The organism is Acetomicrobium sp. S15 = DSM 107314 (assembly GCF_016125955.1).
GTDB classification, from domain to species: domain Bacteria; phylum Synergistota; class Synergistia; order Synergistales; family Thermosynergistaceae; genus Thermosynergistes; species Thermosynergistes pyruvativorans.
Window position 1 is genome coordinate 65,235 of sequence record NZ_JADEVE010000091.1, and the last position, 21,568, is coordinate 86,802.

Sequence of the window (21,568 nt, forward strand, 5' to 3'; positions counted from 1 at the left end):
CCTCAAGCCTCCTTCTCTTTTAGCCTCTCTCTTACGTAAGGCACGAGTCCGCCCACCTCTATCAGGTGCCGCAGAAACGGCGGATAAGAGGTGGCGCGGTATGTCTCGCCCTTGCTCAAGTTTTTGATGATGCCGGCGGAGGGGTCCACTTCGACCTCGTCGCCGGCGGATATCCCGTTAACCGCCTCGCTCGACTCGAATATGGGCAGCCCCACGTTTATGGCATTGCGGAAAAATATGCGGGCGAACGACGCCGCTATGACGCAGGAGACACCCGCGCCCTTCAGTGCCAAGGGGGCATGCTCGCGGCTGGAGCCGCAACCGAAGTTTTCGCCCCCCACGACCACATCGCCCGGCCTCATCTTTTTGATGAACTCCGGGTCTAAGTCCTCCATGGAGTGGCGCCCCAACTCTTCGGGATCGCTCGTCACTAGGTATCTCGCGGGGATTATGACGTCTGTGTCGACATCGTTGCCGTATACCCATGCCTTACCGCGCAGCTTCTCGCTCATCGAACCTCACCTCTCAAACTTTGGAGCTCATCCGAGGACAGCACTTCCCGCGGATCTGTAACCCTTCCGGTGACGGCGCTTGCTGCCGCTACAAGCGGTCCGGCCAGGTAAAGGGCGCTTTTCGGATGCCCCATGCGTCCTACGAAGTTCCTGTTGCTCGTCGAGACGCACACCTCCCCCTCGGCCAATATCCCGAGGTGCCCGCCAAGGCACGGCCCACAAGTCGGCGTGCACACAGCAGCACCGGCCCTTACGAAAGTATCGATATACCCTTTTTCTAAAGCTGCGTTATAAACTTCATACGACGCGGGTATAACGATCAGGCGCACGTCGTCGTGCACTGATCTTCCCTTTAAAACCTTCGCCGCCATCTCTATGTCGGTGAGCCTCCCGTTCGTGCACGAGCCGATGAAGACCTGGTCGATCTTCACGTCTGAGCAATCTTCAGCGGGACGGGCGTTGGCAGGGGAGGATGGGGCTGCCACGAGCGGTTTGAGAACGGAGACGTCTATGTCCACCTCTCTGGCGTAGTTAGCCCCTTCGTCGGGGTAGATGGGGTTAAAAGGCCTTACGGCCCGCTCTTTGGCGTACTTTAGCATCGTCTCGTCGGGTACGAAAATCCCGGCCTTCGCCCCGCCCTCCACGGCCATGTTGGAGATAGTAAAGCGATCGTCCATGGTCAAGGCCTTTACGGCGGTGCCGTGGAACTCGAGCGCCTGGTATCGGGCTCCCTGAGTGCCTATGATCCCTAAGAGGGCGAGTATCAAGTCTTTGCCGACGATCCACGGCGGAGGCGTTCCTTCGAAGTTCACCTTTATCGTCGGAGGCACCCTCAGCCATGTCTCACCGAGTGCCCACGCAGCGGCTAAGTCCGTAGAGCCCATGCCCGTGGCGAAGGCCCCCAAGGCGCCGCCGGTGCAGGTGTGGCTGTCAGCCCCCAAGACGATTTCCCCCGGCAGGATTTGCCCTTGTTCCGGGAGGAAGGCGTGTTCCACGCCTACGCGCCCCACCTCCCAGTAGAGCATCCCCTGCTCTTTGGCGAAGATGCGCGAGACCTTGACCTGCTGAGCAGAGGCTATGTCTTTGTTGGGCGTGAAATGGTCGGGCAGGACGGCGCACCTCTTGGGGTCGAATACGTGAGAAGCTCCCATCTCCTTGAAGGCCTTTATGGCCGGAGGGGCGGTGATGTCGTTGGCAAAGGCGAAATCGACCTTGACGTTGCAGATATCCCCTTCTTTGGCCGATTCGCTGCTGTGTGAAGCTATGATGGCACTCGCAAGCGTGCGTTTCATCTTACGACGACCTCCTTTTGGGCTGCTCTGTGGCGCAGGCGGTTCAGCGCATTCACGTATGCCTTTATGCTCGCTTCTATGACGTCGGTGCTGGCCCCTCGTCCCTGGGCGGTGGACTCTCCGTCTTTTAGGACGACCACGGCCTCCCCTAACGCATCGGAGTGCTCGCTGACGGCCTGTAGGCGGAAGCTCACCAGCTCCGGTGAAAGGCCCGTGATGCGGCGGATGGCGCTATAGGCGGCGTTTATGGGGCCGTTGCCCGTGGCCGCGTCGTATCTCTCTTGCTCGCCATCCCATAGGGTGACGGTGGCCGTAGCTCCGCGACTTCCCACGTGCACCTCGAAGTGGCGCAGCTCGTAATCGTGGTTCGCGGTTTTGCCCAAGATCTCGTCGACCACGAGCGCCTCCAGATCGCCGTCGGTCACCACTTCCTTGCGGTCGCACAGCTCTTTGAAGACCGCGAAGGCCTTGCGAAGTTCCTCTTCGGAGAGGGAATAACCCAGCTCTTCCAGGCGCTGGCGGAAAGCGTGGTGCCCCGAATGCTTGCCCAAGACCAAGCGCGTCCCTGGGGCGCCTACGTCCTCAGGCTTCATTATTTCGTAAGTGGCGCGGTTGCACAGGATGCCGTGCTGGTGGATCCCGGCCTCGTGAGAAAAAGCGTTGTCCCCCACGACGGCCTTGTTCGGCGGCACTGCCACCCCGGTCAGGCGCGAAACCAACCTGCTCACGCTGTAGAGCTTCGTCGTGTCGATGTTAGTAGATAGGCCGAAGCGATCCTTCCTGGTCTTCAGGGCCATGATCACCTCTTCGAGCGAGGCGTTGCCGGCCCGCTCACCCAAGCCGTTTATCGTGCCTTCTACCTGGCGCACACCGCTTTGAACCGCAGCTAACGAGTTGGCCACCGCCAATCCCAAGTCGTTGTGGCAATGGACGGACCAGATTACGCCGGGAGGCGTTCCGACTCCATCTATGATCTCCTTGACAAAGGCAGCGAACTCCTGCGGTATGGCGTAACCCACCGTGTCGGGGATGTTTAACGTGGTGGCACCGCATTCTGCGGCGACCTTGAAAACCTGTATCAGAAAGGCCGGGTCGGAACGGCTTGCGTCCTCGGCAGAGAATTCCACATCGTCGGTAAAGCCCTTCGCATATGCGACGGCATTTCTCACTTCGTCTAAAACCTGCTGACGGCTCATCTTGAGCTTATGCTCCATATGGATGTCGCTCGTGGCTATGAACACGTGGATCCTGGGATGCTCGGCCGACCTCACCGCCTCCCACGCCGCGTCGATGTCGCCTTTGCGCGTCCGAGCCAGTCCCGCAACCACCGACCCTTTAACCTCGGAGGCTATGGCTTTCACCGCCTCCAGGTCTCCTGGGGATGCGGCTGGGAACCCCGCCTCGATGACGTCGACTTTGAGCTGCGCGAGCTGGCGGGCGATCTGGAGCTTTTCAGCTGTGTTCAGGTTGATGCCAGGTGCCTGCTCTCCATCTCTCAATGTGGTGTCGAATATCCTCACTACACCGTCAATACCGTCGTTCATCTTCACTCATCTCCTCCTGTTTTTAAGCGAGGGGAGTCACCCCTCGCTCGGCTTACGGACACGATCAGTACTCGGGGGCTTCTTTTGCCTCCATCCAGGTCATCATGCTGCGAAGCTTTCTCCCCACCTGCTCTATTTGGTGCTCACGTTCGCTCTTTACCCACTTCTTCATCCTCGGGCGGCCGCTTAAGTTTTCCAATATCCAATCCTTGGCGAATGTGCCGTCTTGAACGGCTTTGAGTAACTGCTTCATTGTGGAGCGCACGTGCTCGTCTATCACCTTCGGGCCCGCAGTCAGGTCTCCGTATTTTGCAGTGTCGCTGACCGAATAGCGCATCCACGTGAGACCCCCTTCGGCCATCATGTCGACGATGAGCTTTAGCTCGTTCAGACACTCAAAATATGCCAGCTCCGGCTGATAGCCGGCCTCTACGAGCGTCTCAAAGCCGGCCTTCACCAATTCCGTGACGCCGCCGCACAGCACAGCCTGTTCCCCGAAGAGGTCGCTCTCCGTCTCCTCGGCGAAGGTCGTTTCTATAACACCGGCCCTGGTGGCGCCCAGACCCTTGGCATATGCCAAAGCCAGGTCTTTTGCCTTGCCGGATGGATTTTGGTATACGGCCAGAAGTGCGGGCACGCCCTTACCTTCGGCGAACATGCGGCGCACGAGGTGCCCCGGTCCTTTGGGCGCGATCATGAAGACGTCTACGTTGGACGGCGGCTCGACCTGATGGTAATGCACCGTGAAGCCGTGGGCGAATACGAGGGCCTTGCCGGGCCTAAGCTTATCTTTAACCTCTTTTTCGTAGATATCTTTCTGGACGTGGTCTGGCGTCAGAAAGACGATGAAATCGCCCTCGCGCGCTGCCTCTCCCGGCGAAAGCACCTTGAAGCCGTCATTTGATGCGGTGGCGCGGGAGCGACTTCCTTCATGCAGCCCGACGACCACGGAGACGCCGCTGTCTCTTAAGTTTTGGGCGTGAGCGTGCCCCTGACTGCCGTAACCTAACACCGCTACGGTCTTGCCTTTGAGAAGCTCAAGATTCGCATCCTTGTCATAATACATATTTGCCACTTGTATTCGCCTCCCTTGAAGTTTTGTTCGCCTTTCAATTGCTTAACGTTTCGAACCCAGCTCGTCCTAAAGCCACTGCGCCGCTTCCTGCCATTTCGAGCACCCCGAAGGGCTCGAGCGTCCGCAGCAGCGCTTCCACCTTTTCTGCGTCGCCGGTGACCTCTAAGATCACGGCGTCGCTCCCCACGTCCACAACCCGGCTTCGGAAGACCTCCGCCGTTTGGAGCAGGTTATGCCTCTCCTCTGGGGAAGCTCGGACCTTCACGAGCATCATTCGCCGCTCCACGAAGGGCCCCTGGGTGAGATCTTTCACCTCAACTGCCTCCACGAGCTTTTCGAGCTGTTTTATCATCTGTTTTGAGGATGTCTCATCCGCCTCGACAACTATCGTGAAGCGGGAAAGTCCAGACCTGTGCGTCCTCGTCACGCTCAGACTTTCCACGTTGTAGCCTCGCCGAGAGATCAAATTAGAAAGCCGCGCAAGAACCCCCGGATGGTCCTCCGTCAACACCGAAAGTGTCCGCTTCATTCTTATCACCTCCTTTTGCTTGAGTGAATAAAAAAAGGCCGGGATCCCCTTTGCTTAGGATCCCGGCCCTGGAACGCTAAGGTAAAACGGTCCTCAAGCTCCAGGAGGGGACCCGCAGCTCAGCGCCAGAATGCCCAGAATAATTATTACGACTACCGCCAATGCATTGCGGTCTAATCCAGCCATGAGCTACTCCCCTCCTTTGCTCTTCTCTGATATAAGGACCTGGTCATAAACTTGTGGCTATCCTAAACTCCCTAATGCCCCTTGTCAACCCCTTAAAATATATTCGTAATCTTCAAATATTTTTAGGATTTTTAACTATGCAGCTATTATCGCCCAAAATACCAAGGGGTCGTCGCCGGCGTTGCGTATACCGTGGCTTTCGCCCCTGAAAGCTATAGCGGTATCTCCGGGCCTGACGCGGGTTTCGATGCCGTTGTCGTTGTAGATCCCCTCGCCGGAGAGGATGATATAGATCTCCTCGTCGGATTCGTGAGCGTGGTATCCGATGGAGGCGCCGGGTTCAATCTCTATCCTCGCCACCATCTGGAAGCGGCTGCCCTCGCGCCCTTCTCCGGGGCTTACGACGTAACCGAAAAGCACGCTGCCGATTCCACCCCGGAGCGCCTCCCTTTTCACCTTGTGCTGTTCCGTAGATTTTACGATCAATTTCCATCCCTCCTGTGTACGGACAATTCATAAATCGCACTCTATGTATCTTCCTTGTAGGATATCATACATGACGACGTCGCATCCGGATTCTATCGATCGAATGCTCCGACAGGTTGCTTACGATGTATTCCCGAGTGCAGTTTTAGCGATTCGTTGTTTGCGGATGATACGTTCGTGACAATTGCGCTGCCAGACGTTGCGCCAGACGTTTGGCGGATTCGGTTGACGCCTTTGGCGACTTTCAAAATGAAGGTCCGATCACCTCCGGCGATGACATTTCCGCCGCTACCTGCGCAATTGTCGCCTCTACATCTTAAATAAAGTTTTGGCGTTTCCGCTTAAAATTTTTTCTTTTTCAGATGCAGGGGCATCCAGGGCCTCTATGACGGCCGTGCACTTGGTAAGGCTCCCTATCTGGTGCGGGTAATCGCTCCCCGCCATCATGTGGTCCACCCCCACGACTTTGCGGGCGAAGTCTACAGCCAGTGGGTTGAAAGATACGCAATCGATGTACACCTCGGCGATATAGGCAGATGGGGGCTTCGATATCTTTTTGCACTCCGGGAAGGCTTCATATCCCCTGTCGAGCCTTTCCGCCAGATAAGGGAGGCAGCCTCCAAGATGAGAAGCCACGAGCTTGACGCCGGGCACCCTGTCTAAGAGACCGCTGAAGATCAGGCGCGCCACAGCCAACGTAGTGTCAAAGGCAAAACCCAGCGTGGCTGCGAGCCTGTAATCCAAGAAGTTGTCGGCGGGCTTTGGCGTCGTGGGGTGCAAAAAGAGCGGCACATCCAGTTCTTGGGCCTTTTGGAATATAGGTTCAAACGAAGGATCGTCGAGCATCTTGCCGTCGACGTTCGTAAAAAGCGTTCCGCCTTTAAGCCCCAGTTCCTTTACTGAACGCTCGAGCTCGCTGGCAGCGGCTTCGGGGGCTTGGAGAGGCAAGGCAGCCAGGGCGTAGAAGCGCCCTGGATATCTTTTTGTGATCTCGGCGAAGTCGTCGTTCGCCTTTTTGGCCAAAGCTATACCTCGATTCTTTTCCTCTATGTGCACACCCGGCGTGGTGAGGCTCAAGATTTGCGCATCTATGCCCGCTCTCTCGATGGCTTCGAGGCGATATGCCATATCCCTGTGACCGGGCACAATGACGTTATAATCCCCCTCATATGACAGGATATAGTTTCCGTCCGCGTCCTCCGCCACCTTGGCGACGCCTGAACCTTCCTTCAGGGCTTTCAGGTACGAGGGCGGGTAAAAATGGTTGTGCACGTCTACGGCTTTCATGGGCATCTCCTCTCTTAGCTTTTGTCTCCGTCTTTTTTGAAAATAGCAAATCCAGCATATCCGTAGATTATAGAAAATATCGGCACTATCCAGTTTAGCAGGGCGTAGGGGGCGTACGACCACGCCGAGACCTTGAGGATCCCAAAGGTAAAGAGCGCCGCAGTGCTCCAGGGAACCAGCGGCGCCGCCATAGTTCCGGCGTCTTCTAAGGTCCTCGACAGCACCCGCGGGTGTATGTTTTTGGCGTCAAAGGCGTCTTTAAAAGCCCTGCCGGGCAATATCAAGGCCAGCATCTGGTTGCCCGATATGATGAGCACGGCGTAACAGGAGATGATCACCGATAGTATCAGTGCCCCTGTGCTTTTAACCTTGGCAAGCACCGCGTCGATTATCGTCGAAAGCACGTTGGCTCGCTCCAAGATGCCGCCTAAGGCTGTGGCTATCATGATCAACGCAACCGTGCCCATCATGTTATTCAAGCCGCCCCTCGTGAAGAGCTTATCTACGGCAACAATTCCGGTCTTGCTGGCATATCCGTCCGTCGCTGCCTTGAGCACCGGCACTAAATCCACACCTTGGGTCAGCATGGCCCAAATGCAGCTTATGACCACCCCAGCCGTAAGGGTCAATATGGCGGGGGTGCGCCTTACGGAAAGCACAATCACAACCAACGGGGGCACTAACGTCCATAAGCCTATATTAAAGGCCTCAGGAAGCGTGGAGAGCATCGCATTGAGCGTCTCTCCGCCAGCCGCTTCGCCGCCAAATCTCATCCCCATTACGGCATAAATGGCCAAAGAGACCAAAAAAGCTGGGACGGTGGTATACATCATCGACCCGATGTGCTCGAACAACTCAGCCCCTGCCATAGCCGGCGCTACGTTTGTGGTGTCTGAAAGCGGTGACATTTTGTCGCCGAAATAAGCGCCTGCTACGATCGCGCCTGCCACCATAGGTAACGGTATGCTCAGCCCTTCGCCAATCCCTATGAGGGCAAGCCCTATGGTGCCTATGGTGCCGAAAGACGTACCTGTAGCGATCGAGGTGATAGCGCACAAGATAAACGTAGCCGCCAAGAAAGCCCTGGGGCTTATAAGTTTGAGGCCGTAATAGACGAGCGTCGGCACGGTACCCCCTATGATCCAGATGCCTATCGTCATACCCACTAACATCAAGATCAAGACTGCAGGAAGGGCGTGCATGATCCCTTCCATCATCGCCGTTTGAAGCTCGCCCCACCTGTAACCTAAGTATCGGGCAAAAAGCCCCGCTACTATGGTTCCGGCCACGAGTGGGGTGGTCATCCCCACCCTCAGCCGCACCCCTACGATGACGACGCCGAACGATAAGGCCAAGGCGACGATCGCCTCTAACGACGAAGGCTTCCTCGCTGCTCCTCTCTCCGCAGGCTTTCCTCTTAACGCTTCATTCCTCGTCTCCATAATCTCATCTCCTCTCAAATCGATATACAAAGCGCAAAGATGTCGTCAATATAGGTGACGCAAAGCGCAATTGTCAATTACACGGGGCAATTCATGGTTTTCCCGTACAAGCCGCCAAACTGTTTGTTTCGTAGCAACCTATTAGTTCACGCTTCATCTTTGTCGTCTCCGTATATTTAGCGATCGTTAAATGACATTATACTTATTAAGCCATAAGGCCGTATCGTTTAATATAATTTCCCCAAACCGTCCCACGATATGGGATTGCTCCTACGGTGTGGTCAGCAGGCGCATGACAATGTCGGCGGCTTGGGCGCGTGAAATGGCTTCTTTGGGATCGAAGCCTTCGATGCCTCTTAGGGCTCCAAAGGCTTCGAGCTTTTTTAAAGCCCACGCGCGGCGCTCGATTTGCGAATGCATGGGGCTTTCGCCGGGGAAGAAGGCCTCCGTTAGACAGACGGCGAACTCTTCCACGGCAAGCGGCTTATCCTGCGGATAAAGGAGCGAAAGGCGGGTATCCTTTCCCGAATCCTTTAGCGCGCATCTGATCAGATGCTCGGCCGCCTGAGAAGTCAACGGCTCTTCTGCCCCGAAGATCCCCTTTGTAGAACCCTTTTTTGCAGTCGCCAAGATGCCGTTTAAATCGTCGAGCCTCGGCGCTGGCGAGGTAGGAGTGGCGATGGTCTTTATCCATCCCCTTACGGTCGCAATTTGCACCGCAGGCCAAAAGGGGTGGTTCTTTGGGACATCCGAAAAATGGCACAGCGCCAAGGTGCTACCGGCTTCGAGTAGCGCACGCTGGACTTTCAGAGGGTCAACGTAGCGCGGACTCACATCGTATTTGACCGCAAGGCCGGCGATGGCGCCCGCGGCCTGTCCCGTGAGCATGCATATGGGCTGAAGCCTCAAGGCGCCGGAGGCCAGGCGCGTCATGGAGAGGTTTTTCTCCGCCGCTAAAAGGCCGTCGATTTTTTCTGGAATGAAGATCTCAAAAGGAACTTGAAAGGGTCCGACCGGTTTGTTTTTTGCTATGGATTCAGCCGTTTCTCCGAACTCGCTTTCGAGCTCTTCCGTCTCTCCGCTTCCGTGGAGGTCCAAGACGTAGCGCCCCACCGCCACCGAAGTGGGAATTTCGTGACCTGGCCCTCCGTTCCTGTAGCTTTCTGAGTTCTTGCGCAGCTCAAAAGACGTGAGGGTCTTTGTCCCTGCGAGGCGGCGGCTCTCGCGGACGTAGGGAATGGGCGGGAAGTGGTAAACTACCGGTTCATAGGCATAGGGAATCAGCCCCTTCACGGCTTCGAAGGCGTCGCTTGAACCGAACTCGTCATCCGCGACGGACCAGGGGAGATCGAGCTCGTTTTGTATGTAGTAGAGGAAACCCAACGTCTTGAGCATTGCCTGCGCATTGATCTCCCTGCGAAAAGCGTATTCTTCTAAATATCGCACCGGTAGGCCGCTTTTGCCGGCATATCCGCCGCCGCCCGGATAGTCGTTGGCCCAATTCACCCCAGTCTTCGTCAAGAGGAGTCGCGTAAACGGCGTCGAGGCGTCGGCATCGCCGGGGAAGTCGAAGTGCGGCAACCCCCTGTATGCGTTATGCGTGGGCACGTTCACGGGGAGCTTCACAGGATATCCTTTGAAGGGGAATCCGTCGCGTGTCACGTAGGCTTTAAAGACCTCGCGCATCTTCTCGTACCCAGGCGGCGGCAGGGATAAGCGGAGGTGCGGCGGCACCCCTCCAGGATACGCCTTGATCACGGCCACCCACGTTATGTCTTGGATCCGCGCGTCCATATCCTGGGTCTCCCCTTTGAGGAAAGCCTCTTCTTTAGAGGCGAAGAGGACGTTGCCTGCCCTGTAACGAGCTCCCGCGAGCGGCAGAATATCGCCGTATTCCGTGGCGTCGATCAGGATTTTGCACCGTATCGTTACGGTACTTCCATTGAGGTCGGCCTCAACCCCCGTTATTTTGTCGCCCTGGCGTAAGACTCGGTTTACTGACGAATGAAGGTAAACATCTAAAGTGCGCGGCCCTTTAGGGGTTAAGCCTTTGCCGTTTCTGGTTTCGTCGATCATTTCATATAGCACTGCCTCTCCTATGTGTGGTTCGAAGGCAATGGTGATGGGAGACCAATAGCATGTTCCGAGCGACTTGCCCTTTTCGGCGTAGCGGGTTTTGACCTTGTCGATGAACTCACCGTAGAGGCCGGAACGGTTTCCGTACATGTCGTCCATGGTAGAGACGGCCGCGGCTGTCATTTGCCCTCCGATCGTGCCGGTTTCCTCTATGATCGCCACCGAAGCTCCGAGCCTGGCGGCCTGGATCGCTGCTGCCGAGCCGCCGGCGCCACCTCCCGCGACTACCACATCGTAAGACAACTCCTCGACCGCGAGCACCGGAGGCGTCCAAATGAGCGATATCGCGCAGAGACCTAACGAAATGATGAACCGTGCAATCTTCACGATTTTTCAGATCCCCCTTAAAGAAGCGAGCGTTTGTGTGCATTATTATAAAGCCTGATTATAAAGCTCGCTCAGACATCAAGCCTGCTGTCTTTGGGCCGGAAAGGTTTGATTTTATGAAACAGCTCGCATTTAGAGTAATAGGGCAACTTGCTATCTTAATATTATTGACTCAGCGTCAGCGATGTCGTATTATTTTAACCTCATTGGGTAATTTAGCCTTGTGACAAGGAGGCATCGCATTTTCGTGAATAAGCTTTCGACGCCGGTCGATAACCCCCTCTGGTATAAAGACGCCATCATCTACGAAACCCACATCAGGTCCTTCTGCGATAGCGACGACAACGGAATGGGGGACCTTCGCGGTCTTACGAGCAAGCTCGAGTATTTGAGAAGCCTCGGCATCACCGCAATCTGGCTCCTACCATTTTACCCTTCTCCGCTTAAGGACGACGGCTACGACATAGCCGATTATTTCGCCGTCCATCCAGACTACGGCACCATAGGGGATTTCCGCGCGTTTTTGAGGCGAGCCCACGACATCGGCATAAAGGTCATAACGGAGCTGGTGTTGAACCATACCTCCGACCAGCATCCATGGTTTAAGCGAGCTCGCACCGCAAAGCCGGGCTCTCCGTGGAGGAATTTTTACGTCTGGAGCGATACTCCCGATAAATATCCCGAGGCGAGGGTCATATTCCAAGATTTTGAGAACTCTAACTGGGCCTGGGACCCGGTGGCCAAGGCTTACTACTGGCACCGCTTTTACTCCCACCAGCCGGATCTGAACTACGACAATCCCTTAGTGAGGAAGGCGATATTGCGGGTTTTGGACTTCTGGTTCGGCATGGGCGTCGACGGCATGAGATTGGACGCGGTGCCATATCTTTACGAACGCGATGGAACCAACTGCGAAAATCTCCCAGAGACCCATGCCTTTTTAAAAGAGTTGCGCTCCTATGTGGATGCGCGCTACCCCAACCGGATGCTTTTGGGCGAGGCCAACCAGTGGCCGGAGGACGCTGTGGCCTATTTCGGAGACGGCGACGAATGCCATATGGCTTTCCACTTCCCGATAATGCCGAGGCTCTTTATGGCTCTGTGGATGGAGGACCGTTTCCCTATAGTGGATATACTGGAACAGACGCCATCGATACCGGAGAGCTGTCAGTGGGCGCTGTTTTTGCGCAACCATGACGAGCTCACCCTCGAGATGGTGAGCGACGAGGAGCGCGATTATATGTACCGCGTCTATGCCAGGGATTCGAAGGCGCGGATAAATCTCGGCATCCGCCGGAGGCTCGCCCCCCTGATGGGCAACAACAGGCGGAAGATAGAGCTCATGAACGCGCTTTTGTTTTCCCTCCCTGGGACGCCCATCATATATTACGGCGACGAGTTGGGGATGGGGGATAACTACTTCTTGGGAGACCGAAACGGCGTGCGCACCCCTATGCAGTGGAGCCCCGACAGAAACGCCGGTTTTTCTAAAGCCAACCCACAGAAGCTGTACCTTCCCGTCATAATCGACCCGGAATACCACTATGAGGTCATAAACGTGGAGACGCAAGAGCGCAATCTCTCTTCTATGCTCTGGTGGATGCGCCGGGTTATTTCCGTGAGAAAGCGCTTCAAAGCCTTCGGCAGAGGGGAGATACAATTCCTTTACCCGCAAAATCCGAAGGTGCTGGCTTTCGTCCGCCGCTTTGAAGACGAAATAATCTTGGTTGTGATAAACCTCTCCCGCTTTTCTCAAGTTGCAGAGCTGAATTTGTCTCAATACGAAGGCTACGTGCCCGAGGAGGTGTTCAGCGGTAATCGCTTCCCGCGGATCGAGGGGCAAAAGCCGTACACCTTGACGCTGGGCATCGACGACTATTTCTGGTTTATCTTGCGAAAAGAGAGGGAGCGCGTCTCTGTCCCTCAAGGGGAGGCCATCCCTGCCTTTGAGATAAAGGAAGGCCCTTCAGAATCGTCTCCGCACCTACCCTGGGACGAGCTGGCCGGGGGGCCGATCGCCGATTATTTGAAGAGGTGTCCCTACTTCGGAGGGAAAGGAAAAGAGATCAGGCGCCTCAGCGTCGTAGATCACGTGCCGAGCGCGCGCGGCCGGCCGCACCTATCGAGTATGCTCTTTCTCCAAGCCACCTACGCTCAGGGAGAAACGGCGCAGATCTTCCTTCACGTGGACCTTGCAAGAGGGGAAGAGGCCGCCTCTGTGCGGCTTGCTCACCCCGAGAGCGTTATAGCCCGCCTATCAATCGAAGGTGACGAAAGCATCCTCTACGATGGCATATACAGCCCGGCCCATTGCGAGGCCGTCTTGGATCTCATATCCCACAGGAGGAAGGTGCGCGGCGATGTGGGGTATGTTGTGGGCCATGCCGGTAAGGGCATAAGGAAGCTGTTGGAAGGTAAAAACATGTCGCCGTCCAGGGCGTTGGCGCCCTGCAGATGGATGAGCTCTGTCGCTTACGGCCCTTCGCTCGTTTTGAAGTTCTATCACAAATTTGAGGGCGGAATAAGCGTGAGCGAGGAAGTTTTACGCTATCTTACGGAGGAAGTTGCCTTCCCTTATCTCCTACCATATGTGGGATCGCTCAGATACGCGGCGGGCGATAAGGTATCTACGATCGGGCTGCTGCAGGGAAACGTACCGAACCAGGGGGATGGCTGGCAATATGCCGTAGGGGCGGCCGAGCTGTTTTTCGAGCGGGTGCTCTCGTCTCAAAACGGCGGCGGGGCCGTGAAGGTGCAAGAGTTGGCAAGTGAATGGATAGACGGGCTGTTCATCGAGATGGTGGAGCTTTTAGGGAGGCGCACGGCGCAGCTTCACGCAGCCTTGAGCTCGTCGAGGAAAAACCAAGCCTTCGCCCCAGAGCCATTCTCCAAGCTCTACCAGAGGTCGGTATATCAGTCGATGAGGAACGAAGTGGGCCGCTGCATGGAGATCCTGTCCGCAAAGGCAAACCTTTTGCCGGAAGATAAACGCCCCAACGCCCTGAAGGTCCTGAGTCTCAAGAGAGAGATCTTGGAGCAGATGAGGAAGGTCGTCGCAAACAAGATGGATGCCCAAAAGATCCGCGTCCACGGCGACTACCACTTGGGACAGCTCCTGTTTACCGGCAAGGATTTCGTCATAGCTAACTTCGAGGGCGACATGGCGCGACCTTTGAGCGAACGGAGGCTGAAGCGCTCGGCGCTCAGAGACGTTGCAGCCATGATCTATTCCCTCTACAGAGCTGCGGCAGTCTCCTTATCCAAGATGTCGGCCATCAGGCCGGAAGAGGCCGACGTTCTGAAGCCCTGGCTTGAGCCATGGCAGGATGTGATGGCGGGGGCTTTCTTGCGTTCCTACGTGGACGAGGCGAAGGGCCAACCGTTCCTACCCAAGGACGAGTCTTCTCTTAATGTATGGCTTGAGGCGTTTTTGCTCGAGAGGGCGATCTGCGAACTGGAGTTCGAGCTTTCAGAGGAAGAGGGGAAAATCGAGATACCCATAGGCGAGATCGAGCGGATCTTGAAGCATTCTTAAGCGCACAAGGAGAGCGATCGAGATGGAACGCTACATTTGTATTCATGGGCACTTTTATCAGCCTCCGAGAGAAAACCCGTGGCTTGAAGAGGTGGAACTTGAGGAATCTGCCCATCCTTATCACGACTGGAACGAACGCATAACGGCCGAGTGTTACGCACCGAATACAGCTTCGCGGATACTGGGAAGCGACAGGCGCATCGTGGCTATCGTGAATAACTACGCCAAGATCAGCTTCAACATCGGCCCTACGCTCTTCTCTTGGATGAAAAAACACGCACCCGAAACCTATGAGGCGATAAGGGCGGCGGACGAAGAGGCCAGGGCGCGCTTTTCAGGGCACGGAAGCGCCATCGCCCAGGCTTACAATCACATGATAATGCCCTTGGCAGTTGAGCGCGACGTGCGCACTCAAGTCCTCTGGGGCATGCGCGACTTCGAAGATGCTTTCGGCAGAAGGCCCGAGGGGATGTGGCTTCCGGAGACAGCGGTGGATGTAAAGACGCTCGAGGTCTTGGCCGACTGCGGCATCAAATTTACGATCCTCGCGCCGCATCAGGCCGCCAGATGCCGGAAGATGGGCGAGGCGGAGTGGCGCGATGTGAGCGGCGGGAAGATAGATCCTAAGCGCCCATACCTCTGCAGGCTCCCCTCAGGCAAGGCGATCGCGATCTTCTTCTACGACGGCCCCATATCGAACGACATAGCCTTCGGAGGCCTCCTTAACAACGGCGAAGCCATGGCCGGCCGCCTCGCGGGGGCTTTTTCGGATAAACGAGACGGAGCTCAGCTCGTGCACATAGCCACAGACGGCGAGAGTTATGGGCATCATCACCGCTTCGGCGATATGGCGCTGGCGTATTGCCTGGACTACCTCGAGTCGAAGGGGTTGGCCAAGGTGACGGTGTACGGGGAATACCTCGAAAAATACCCCCCGACCCACGAGGTAGAGATCGTGGAAGGTTCATCGTGGAGTTGCATCCACGGCGTAGGGCGGTGGAAGGAAAACTGCGGCTGCAACAGCGGTCTCCATCCCGGCTGGCAGCAAGAGTGGAGGAAGCCCCTTAGGGAGGCCGCAGACTGGCTCAGAGACGAACTTGCCGCCGTCTACGAGGAGCATGGAGGGGGGCTTTTTTTGGATCCGTGGAGAGCGAGGGATGAGTATATCCGCGTGATCTTAGACAGGTCAAAAGAGAACGTAGTTTCGTTCTTGACGGAACAGGCCGGTAGGGAGCTTTCGGATGCAGAAACAGTTAAAGCGTTGAAGCTCTTGGAGATGGAACGCCACGCAATGCTCATGTATACGAGTTGCGGCTGGTTTTTCGACGAGATTTCCGGCATCGAGAGCGTCCAGGTGATGAAATACGCCTCACGAGCGATACAGCTCGCCGCTTGCGTCTCGGGTGCTTCGCTTGAAGACGGCTACCTTTCGATCTTAGAAAAGGCGCCGAGCAACATCAGGGAAGTAGGAAATGGCAGGAACGCCTATGAGCGGTTCGTCCGCCCGTCTCAGGTGGACATACTGCGCGTGGGGGCCCACTTTGCCATATCGTCTCTCTTCGAAGAGGAGCCGGAAGACGTGGATGTCTATTGCTACACAGTGCAGTGCGACTGTCTCGACAAAGTCAAGGCCGGGAAGCTCACCCTCGGCACGGGGAGGGCCCTCTTTACCTCGAACGTTACGTTCGATGAGAAGAAGGTGGCTTTCGCTGCCCTCCATATGGGTGACCAGAACGTCTTGGGGGGGTTAAGAGAACAGACTGGCAACGGCGAGTTCGACGCGCTGACGGCGAAGATGAAAGAGGCGCTCGGTGTGGGCGATGTCTCGCTGCTCGTGCGGCTCATGGACGATTACTTCGGCGACCACAACTATACGTTGAAACACCTGTTCAAAGATCAACAGAGGAAGGTTTTGGATCGCATTCTCGGAGAGTCGTTGGATGATATCACTAACGTGGCATTTCGCAGGATTCTCGAGGATAACTACACCATTATGAATTTCCTCAAGGAGATGGGAATTGCCTTCCCGAAGCCCCTCGAGGCCGTGGCGGAGGTGGTGTTAAACGCCGACATCTTGAAGCTTTTGGGCGAAGAGGCACCCGACCTCGAGGCCTTAAGGCGCACCGTGGAAGACGTCAAGCGATGGAATATTCCTCTGGACGAGGGGGCAGTCGGCCTTGCGGCATCCAGCTGCGCCGATGTCCTGCTGTTAAAGTTGAAAGAGGAGCCTTTCGATGTAGAGCTGTTGGAAGAGATCGACGGCACGCTTCAGCTATTGGATGAATTATCGTTGTCTATATACCCGTGGAAGGCTCAAAACGTGTACTTCCTCCTGACGAAGGAGGTTTATCCTACCGCGAAAGAGCATTTGAGCGGCGAGGAGGCCGATCGATGGGTAAAACTCTTCAAGAGGGTTGGGGAGCACCTGAAGGTTCAGGTTGCGTGATGCCGAGCGCTACCTATAGGCTTCAGCTTTCCCCGGCCTTCGGATTTAACCGTGCGGAGGGGGTAGTGGCGTATCTCGCCGAGCTCGGCATATCGCACATCTACGCCTCTCCCATCTTCAAGGCTCGCAAAGGTAGCAGCCACGGTTATGACGTGACGGATTACGGCGAAATAAACCCGGAGCTCGGAACCCCTCAAGAGCTGGACGATCTCCTCTCCCTTGCGGCGTCAAAGGGTTTAGGTTGGATCCAGGACATAGTACCTAACCACATGGCCTATACTCCTGAAAACGCCATGTTGATGGACGTCTTGGAAAATGGTTCCATGTCCAGATACTTCGGATGGTTCGATGCGGAGTGGAACCATCCGAACCTCGCCTTGAAGGGCAGGATCTTATCCCCCTTTTTGGGACGTTTTTACGGGGATGCGCTTGAAGGGTGCGAGATCTCGCTCGTTTACGGCAAATCCGGATTTTCGGCCTCCTACTACGACATCGTCTTTCCCTTGAGGGTCGAGTCATACACCCAGATCTTGCTGCCGGGCGTCAAAAAGCTCACGAAGAGGCTCGGGGAAAACAACCCGGATCTCATAAAACTCTTGGGGGTTTTGTATGCGATGAAGAGCCTCTCTTCGGGGTCGAACGATACGGACCCAGACGAGAGGTATGAGCAAACCCGCTTCATAAAGGAGATGCTTTGGGAGCTCTACTCGGGGAATACCGAAATAAAGGGCTATGTGGATCAGAAAGTCTCGTCGTTTAACGGCAAAGCGGGTGATCCAAGTAGTTTCGACGCCCTCGACGACCTATTGTCTCGCCAGTTCTTCCGCCTCGCCTTTTGGAAGGTGGCGTGTGAGGAGATCAACTACAGGAGATTCTTCAACGTGAACGACCTGATCGCGATCCGCGCCCACGAGGAGGAGGTCTTCGATCGCGTCCATTCCCTCATCTTGAGCCTAACCAGAGCGGGGAAGGTATGCGGCTTGAGGGTGGACCACGTCGACGGTCTGTACGATCCTGCGGCTTATCTCTCGAAATTGAGAGAGAAAGCGGGAGACCTTTACTTGGTTGTGGAAAAGATCCTCGCCCCCGAAGAGAAGCTGCCCTCGTCCTGGCCCGTCCACGGCACGACGGGGTACGATTTCTTAAACCGCCTCAACGGCATTTTCTGCGATGCAAGAGGCGAGAAGACTTTTGACAGGATCTACGCTTCCCTGTGCGGCCTCGTGGCGCCCTATGAGGAGCTCGTCTTCGACAAGAAGCGGCTCATCATGGGCAAAGAAATGGCCGGAGATGTGGACAACGTGGCCACGCTGATGATAGAGGCAGCCAGCGGATTTCGCCACGGGAGGGACATCACTTCATACGGATTGAAGCGGGCCATCGTGGAGGTTTTGGCCCATTTCCCTGTATACCGCACCTACATCGCCGAGTCCCGTTTTAGCGACGAAGATAAAGCTTATATAAAAAGCGCGATAGACGATGCTAAAGGGACTATGCCGGGCTTGACTTATGAGTTCGACTTCCTCGGGGACTTCTTCTTGGGTTACAGGGACGAACTCAAAGAAGAGCGGCAAGCCCGGAGGATGGAGGCGATTATGCGCTTTCAGCAGCTGACCGGTCCCCTCTTGGCAAAAGCCTTCGAAGACACGGTACTTTACGTTTACAACAGATTGCTTGCGCTCAACGAAGTCGGGGGAAGCCCTGATAGGTTCGGCACACCCATCGAAGACTTCTTCGCCTTCTTGAAAGACAGGCAACGCTCTTGGCCATATTCGATGAACGCCACCTCCACTCATGACACCAAGAGGGGGGAAGACGTGAGATGCCGCATAAACGTACTATCGGAAATGCCGCTGGAGTGGGAGAGGTGCCTGAGGAGATGGTCGAGGATAAACCGCTCGAGGAAGAGGCTCATCGAGGGATATCCGGCTCCCGACGGAAATGACGAGTACTTCCTCTATCAGATGCTCCTCGGTGCTTTTCCTCTGTGCGACTCCGAGTTTTCAACCTTCATCGAGAGGATGAAAGGGTATATCGTCAAGGCTGTCCGCGAGGCGAAGGTCCATACGGCGTGGCTGAAACCGGACCTGGAATACGAAGAGGCCTTCGTCGCTTTCATGGAGGCCGCTTTGGGTGACGCCGCCTTCATCGACGACTTCCTTCCCTTTATGAGGCGCGTTGCCTTTTACGGGGCCGTCAATTCGCTCTCTCAGGTTGCGATAAAGGTCGCTTCTCCGGGCGTCCCCGACTTTTACCAGGGTACAGAATTGTGGGATCTCTCTTTGGTGGATCCCGACAATCGCAGGCCTGTGGATTTCATCAAGAGAGCTCAGATGCTTGAAGATATCAAAAGGCGCGACGGCTCTCCTGCGCTTATAGATGAGCTCCTTTCGGGCTGGATAGACGGCAAGATCAAGCTCTTTTTGATCTATAAAGGCCTCAAAGCGAGGAAGGATCACGAGCGCCTGTTTGCGACAGGCTATTTCGCCCCCCTCACGGTGAGGGGGAAATTGGCCCGTCACGTGGTGGCTTTTGCCAGAAAAGGCGCCGACGAGTGGGCGATATGCATCGCGCCGCGGTTCACATCTTCTGTCGTGCCCGAAGGGGCATGGCCCATAGGAGAGGTCTGGGCGGACGCACGGGTGATCCTGCCTAAGGGAGCGCCTAAGGCCTTTGACGATGCCATAACGGGTATACACATAGATGCCGTGAAAGCTATTCAGGTGAGCGTGGCGTTGAAGCGATTTCCGGTAGCGCTGCTCATTGGGAGGGCGTGAACATGGACGGTAGGAAGAGGGTCGTAATCGAGGGCGTCTATCCCGAAATAGACTGTGGCCGCTTCCCCATAAAGAGGGCGGTGGGCGAGCGCGTCGACGTCGAGGCCGACGTCTTTTCGGACGGACACGACGAAGTGGCGGCTTTTTTGCTCTATCGCAAAGCCGACGCCGATGAGTGGAGCGAGCTTGCCATGACGCCTCTGCTCAACGACAGATGGTGCGCTTCATGTCGAATCGAAGAAATGGGGGAATATCTTTATACGATAAAGGGAGGCGTAGACCATTTCTCTACATGGCGCAAAGATGTTTTGAAAAAAATTGAGGCTGGCCAGGATATAACCGCTGACCTCACCGCGGGCGTGGAGATGCTGCGCAAAGCCGCAAAGACCTCTGACGATGACGGTTCCGCCGAGCTTTTGCGCTATGCGGAGGCCCTACAGTCCATGGCGGCGCGGCGTGATACTGAAGGTGCCGAGATGCTTCTCGCCTCGGAGGGGTTTTCGCGTCTCTTTCGTCTCTGTTTCAGAGAGAGCTTAGCCACCGTATACGGAAAAGAGCTGCGCGTGACGGTCGATCGCAAGAAGGCTCTTTGCAGCGCCTGGTACGAGTTCTTCCCCAGGTCGTGTTATCAAGAGGGAAAAACTTGCGGGACATTTTCCGACGCGGAAAAGCTCTTGCCAGAGATAGCGCGGATGGGCTTTGACGTGGTCTACCTTCCGCCTATCCACCCCATAGGGAAGACCAATCGCAAGGGGAAAAACAACTCCCCCAAGAGCCTTCCTGACGACCCAGGAAGCCCGTGGGCCATAGGCTCGACCGAAGGCGGCCACAAGGCCATTTGCCCCGAACTGGGTACCATGGAAGACTTTGTCTCCTTCATGAAACGGGCTGACGAACTGGGCCTCGAGGTGGCGCTGGACTTGGCATTTCAATGTTCCCCAGACCACCCTTATGTCAAAGAACATCCGGAGTGGTTTAAGTGGCGTCCCGACGGCACGATTCAACATGCGGAGAACCCCCCGAAGAAATATGAGGACGTGGTCCCCTTCGACTTTGAGTGCGAAAGTTGGAAATCGCTCTGGGAAGAGCTCAAAAGCATAGCCCTCTTCTGGATAGATAAGGGTGTAAAGATATTTCGGGTGGATAACCCTCATACGAAGCCCTTTGCCTTTTGGGAGTGGTTCATAGGCGAGATAAAGAGAGCTCACCCAGAGGTGATATTTTTGGCTGAGGCCTTTACGCGTCCCAAGGTCATGTATCGCCTGGCCAAGCTCGGATTTAGCCAATCTTACACGTATTTCGCCTGGCGCAATACGAAGTGGGAGATCACCGAGTACGTGGAGGAGCTCATCTCTGCGCCCGTGAGGGAGTTTTTCCGTCCAAACTTCTGGCCCAATACGCCGGATATCCTCCCCGAATACCTGCAGTACGGGGGTCGCCCCGCTTTTATAGTGAGGCTGGTGCTGGCCGCCACGCTTTCTCCGAACTACGGCATATACGGACCGGCCTTCGAGCTCTGCGTCTCCGAGGCCATACCGGGCAGAGAGGAGTATTTGAACTCCGAAAAATACGAGATAAAGCGGTGGAATTGGGATGCGCCGGGAAACCTGAAGGACCTGATCGCCAGGGTAAACCGTGCACGGAGGGAGAACCCGGCCCTCCAGGAGGCGCACAACGTGAAGTTCTGCGAGGCGGACGACGAAAACGTGCTATTCTACTGCAGGGTCACAGAAGACCTCTCCAATGTCATCCTGGTGGTGGCGAATCTTGATCCGTTCCATGCCCACGAGGCAACGCTTCAAATCCCCATAGGCGAGCTCGGCATATCGGAGGGGCAGTCGTATCTCCTCGAAGACCTGCTGGGTGGGGAAAAGTTCATCTGCCAGGGTGATAGCATGCGCTTCAGGATCGACCCGGCCGTCATTCCCTGTCGTATCTTCAGGGTGCGCCGCAGATTGCGCCGCGAGTCGGACTTCGACTACTTCATGTGACGG

13 protein-coding genes are annotated in these 21,568 nt (G+C 55.9%); 4 read left to right on the forward strand and 9 right to left on the reverse strand.

What is annotated here, in order from left to right:
• Window positions 1-2 precede the first annotated feature (2 nt).
• From EZM41_RS02700 to EZM41_RS02740, 9 genes are all read right to left on the reverse strand, one after another.
• On the reverse strand, window positions 3-512 hold the full coding sequence (locus EZM41_RS02700) for a 3-isopropylmalate dehydratase small subunit (protein ID WP_198469202.1): 510 nt from the start codon (window positions 510-512) through the stop codon (window positions 3-5).
• Entirely contained in the window at window positions 509-1,804 is a 1,296-nt protein-coding gene (locus tag EZM41_RS02705; RefSeq protein WP_198469205.1) for a 3-isopropylmalate dehydratase large subunit, read from the reverse strand. Before EZM41_RS02705 ends, EZM41_RS02700 begins: the two co-directional genes overlap by 4 nt.
• Window positions 1,801-3,348, reverse strand: coding sequence for a 2-isopropylmalate synthase (locus EZM41_RS02710; protein ID WP_198469266.1), 1,548 nt, complete (start codon window positions 3,346-3,348; stop codon window positions 1,801-1,803). Before EZM41_RS02710 ends, EZM41_RS02705 begins: the two co-directional genes overlap by 4 nt.
• Window positions 3,349-3,412: 64 nt before the next feature.
• Window positions 3,413-4,423, reverse strand: coding sequence for a ketol-acid reductoisomerase (gene ilvC / locus EZM41_RS02715; RefSeq protein ID WP_342449210.1), 1,011 nt, complete (start codon window positions 4,421-4,423; stop codon window positions 3,413-3,415).
• 34 nt (window positions 4,424-4,457) lie between these two features.
• A complete protein-coding gene (gene ilvN, locus EZM41_RS02720; RefSeq protein ID WP_198469221.1) occupies window positions 4,458-4,952 on the reverse strand; it encodes an acetolactate synthase small subunit in 495 nt (164 codons plus the stop codon).
• A gap of 321 nt (window positions 4,953-5,273) precedes the next feature.
• Complete coding sequence (locus tag EZM41_RS02725; RefSeq protein WP_198469224.1) at window positions 5,274-5,624, reverse strand: cupin domain-containing protein; 351 nt, start codon at window positions 5,622-5,624, stop codon at window positions 5,274-5,276.
• 309 nt (window positions 5,625-5,933) lie between these two features.
• Window positions 5,934-6,911 (reverse strand): amidohydrolase family protein, encoded by a 978-nt coding sequence (locus tag EZM41_RS02730; RefSeq protein WP_198469227.1) that lies wholly within the window; start codon window positions 6,909-6,911, stop codon window positions 5,934-5,936.
• Window positions 6,912-6,925: 14 nt separating this feature from the next.
• Window positions 6,926-8,353: a Na+/H+ antiporter NhaC gene (gene nhaC / locus EZM41_RS02735; protein WP_198469230.1), complete on the reverse strand. Its 1,428-nt coding sequence runs from the start codon at window positions 8,351-8,353 to the stop codon at window positions 6,926-6,928.
• A gap of 270 nt (window positions 8,354-8,623) precedes the next feature.
• Window positions 8,624-10,816 (reverse strand): FAD-dependent oxidoreductase, encoded by a 2,193-nt coding sequence (locus tag EZM41_RS02740; protein WP_342449211.1) that lies wholly within the window; start codon window positions 10,814-10,816, stop codon window positions 8,624-8,626.
• Window positions 10,817-11,063: 247 nt separating this feature from the next.
• On the opposite strand from EZM41_RS02740, the gene treS reads away from it, so the two are divergent.
• From treS to EZM41_RS02760, 4 genes are read left to right on the forward strand one after another with little or no spacing between them, the layout of a single operon-like run.
• On the forward strand, window positions 11,064-14,351 hold the full coding sequence (treS, locus tag EZM41_RS14285) for a maltose alpha-D-glucosyltransferase (RefSeq protein WP_342449212.1): 3,288 nt from the start codon (window positions 11,064-11,066) through the stop codon (window positions 14,349-14,351).
• A gap of 22 nt (window positions 14,352-14,373) precedes the next feature.
• Window positions 14,374-16,797, forward strand: a complete 2,424-nt coding sequence (locus EZM41_RS02750) for a DUF3536 domain-containing protein (RefSeq protein ID WP_198469233.1) — start codon at window positions 14,374-14,376, stop codon at window positions 16,795-16,797.
• Window positions 16,743-19,574 (forward strand): malto-oligosyltrehalose synthase, encoded by a 2,832-nt coding sequence (treY, locus tag EZM41_RS02755; RefSeq protein ID WP_198469236.1) that lies wholly within the window; start codon window positions 16,743-16,745, stop codon window positions 19,572-19,574. The genes EZM41_RS02750 and treY overlap by 55 nt, the downstream gene beginning before the upstream one ends.
• A gap of 2 nt (window positions 19,575-19,576) precedes the next feature.
• On the forward strand, window positions 19,577-21,565 hold the full coding sequence (locus EZM41_RS02760; protein WP_198469239.1) for an alpha-1,4-glucan--maltose-1-phosphate maltosyltransferase: 1,989 nt from the start codon (window positions 19,577-19,579) through the stop codon (window positions 21,563-21,565).
• Window positions 21,566-21,568 lie beyond the last annotated feature (3 nt).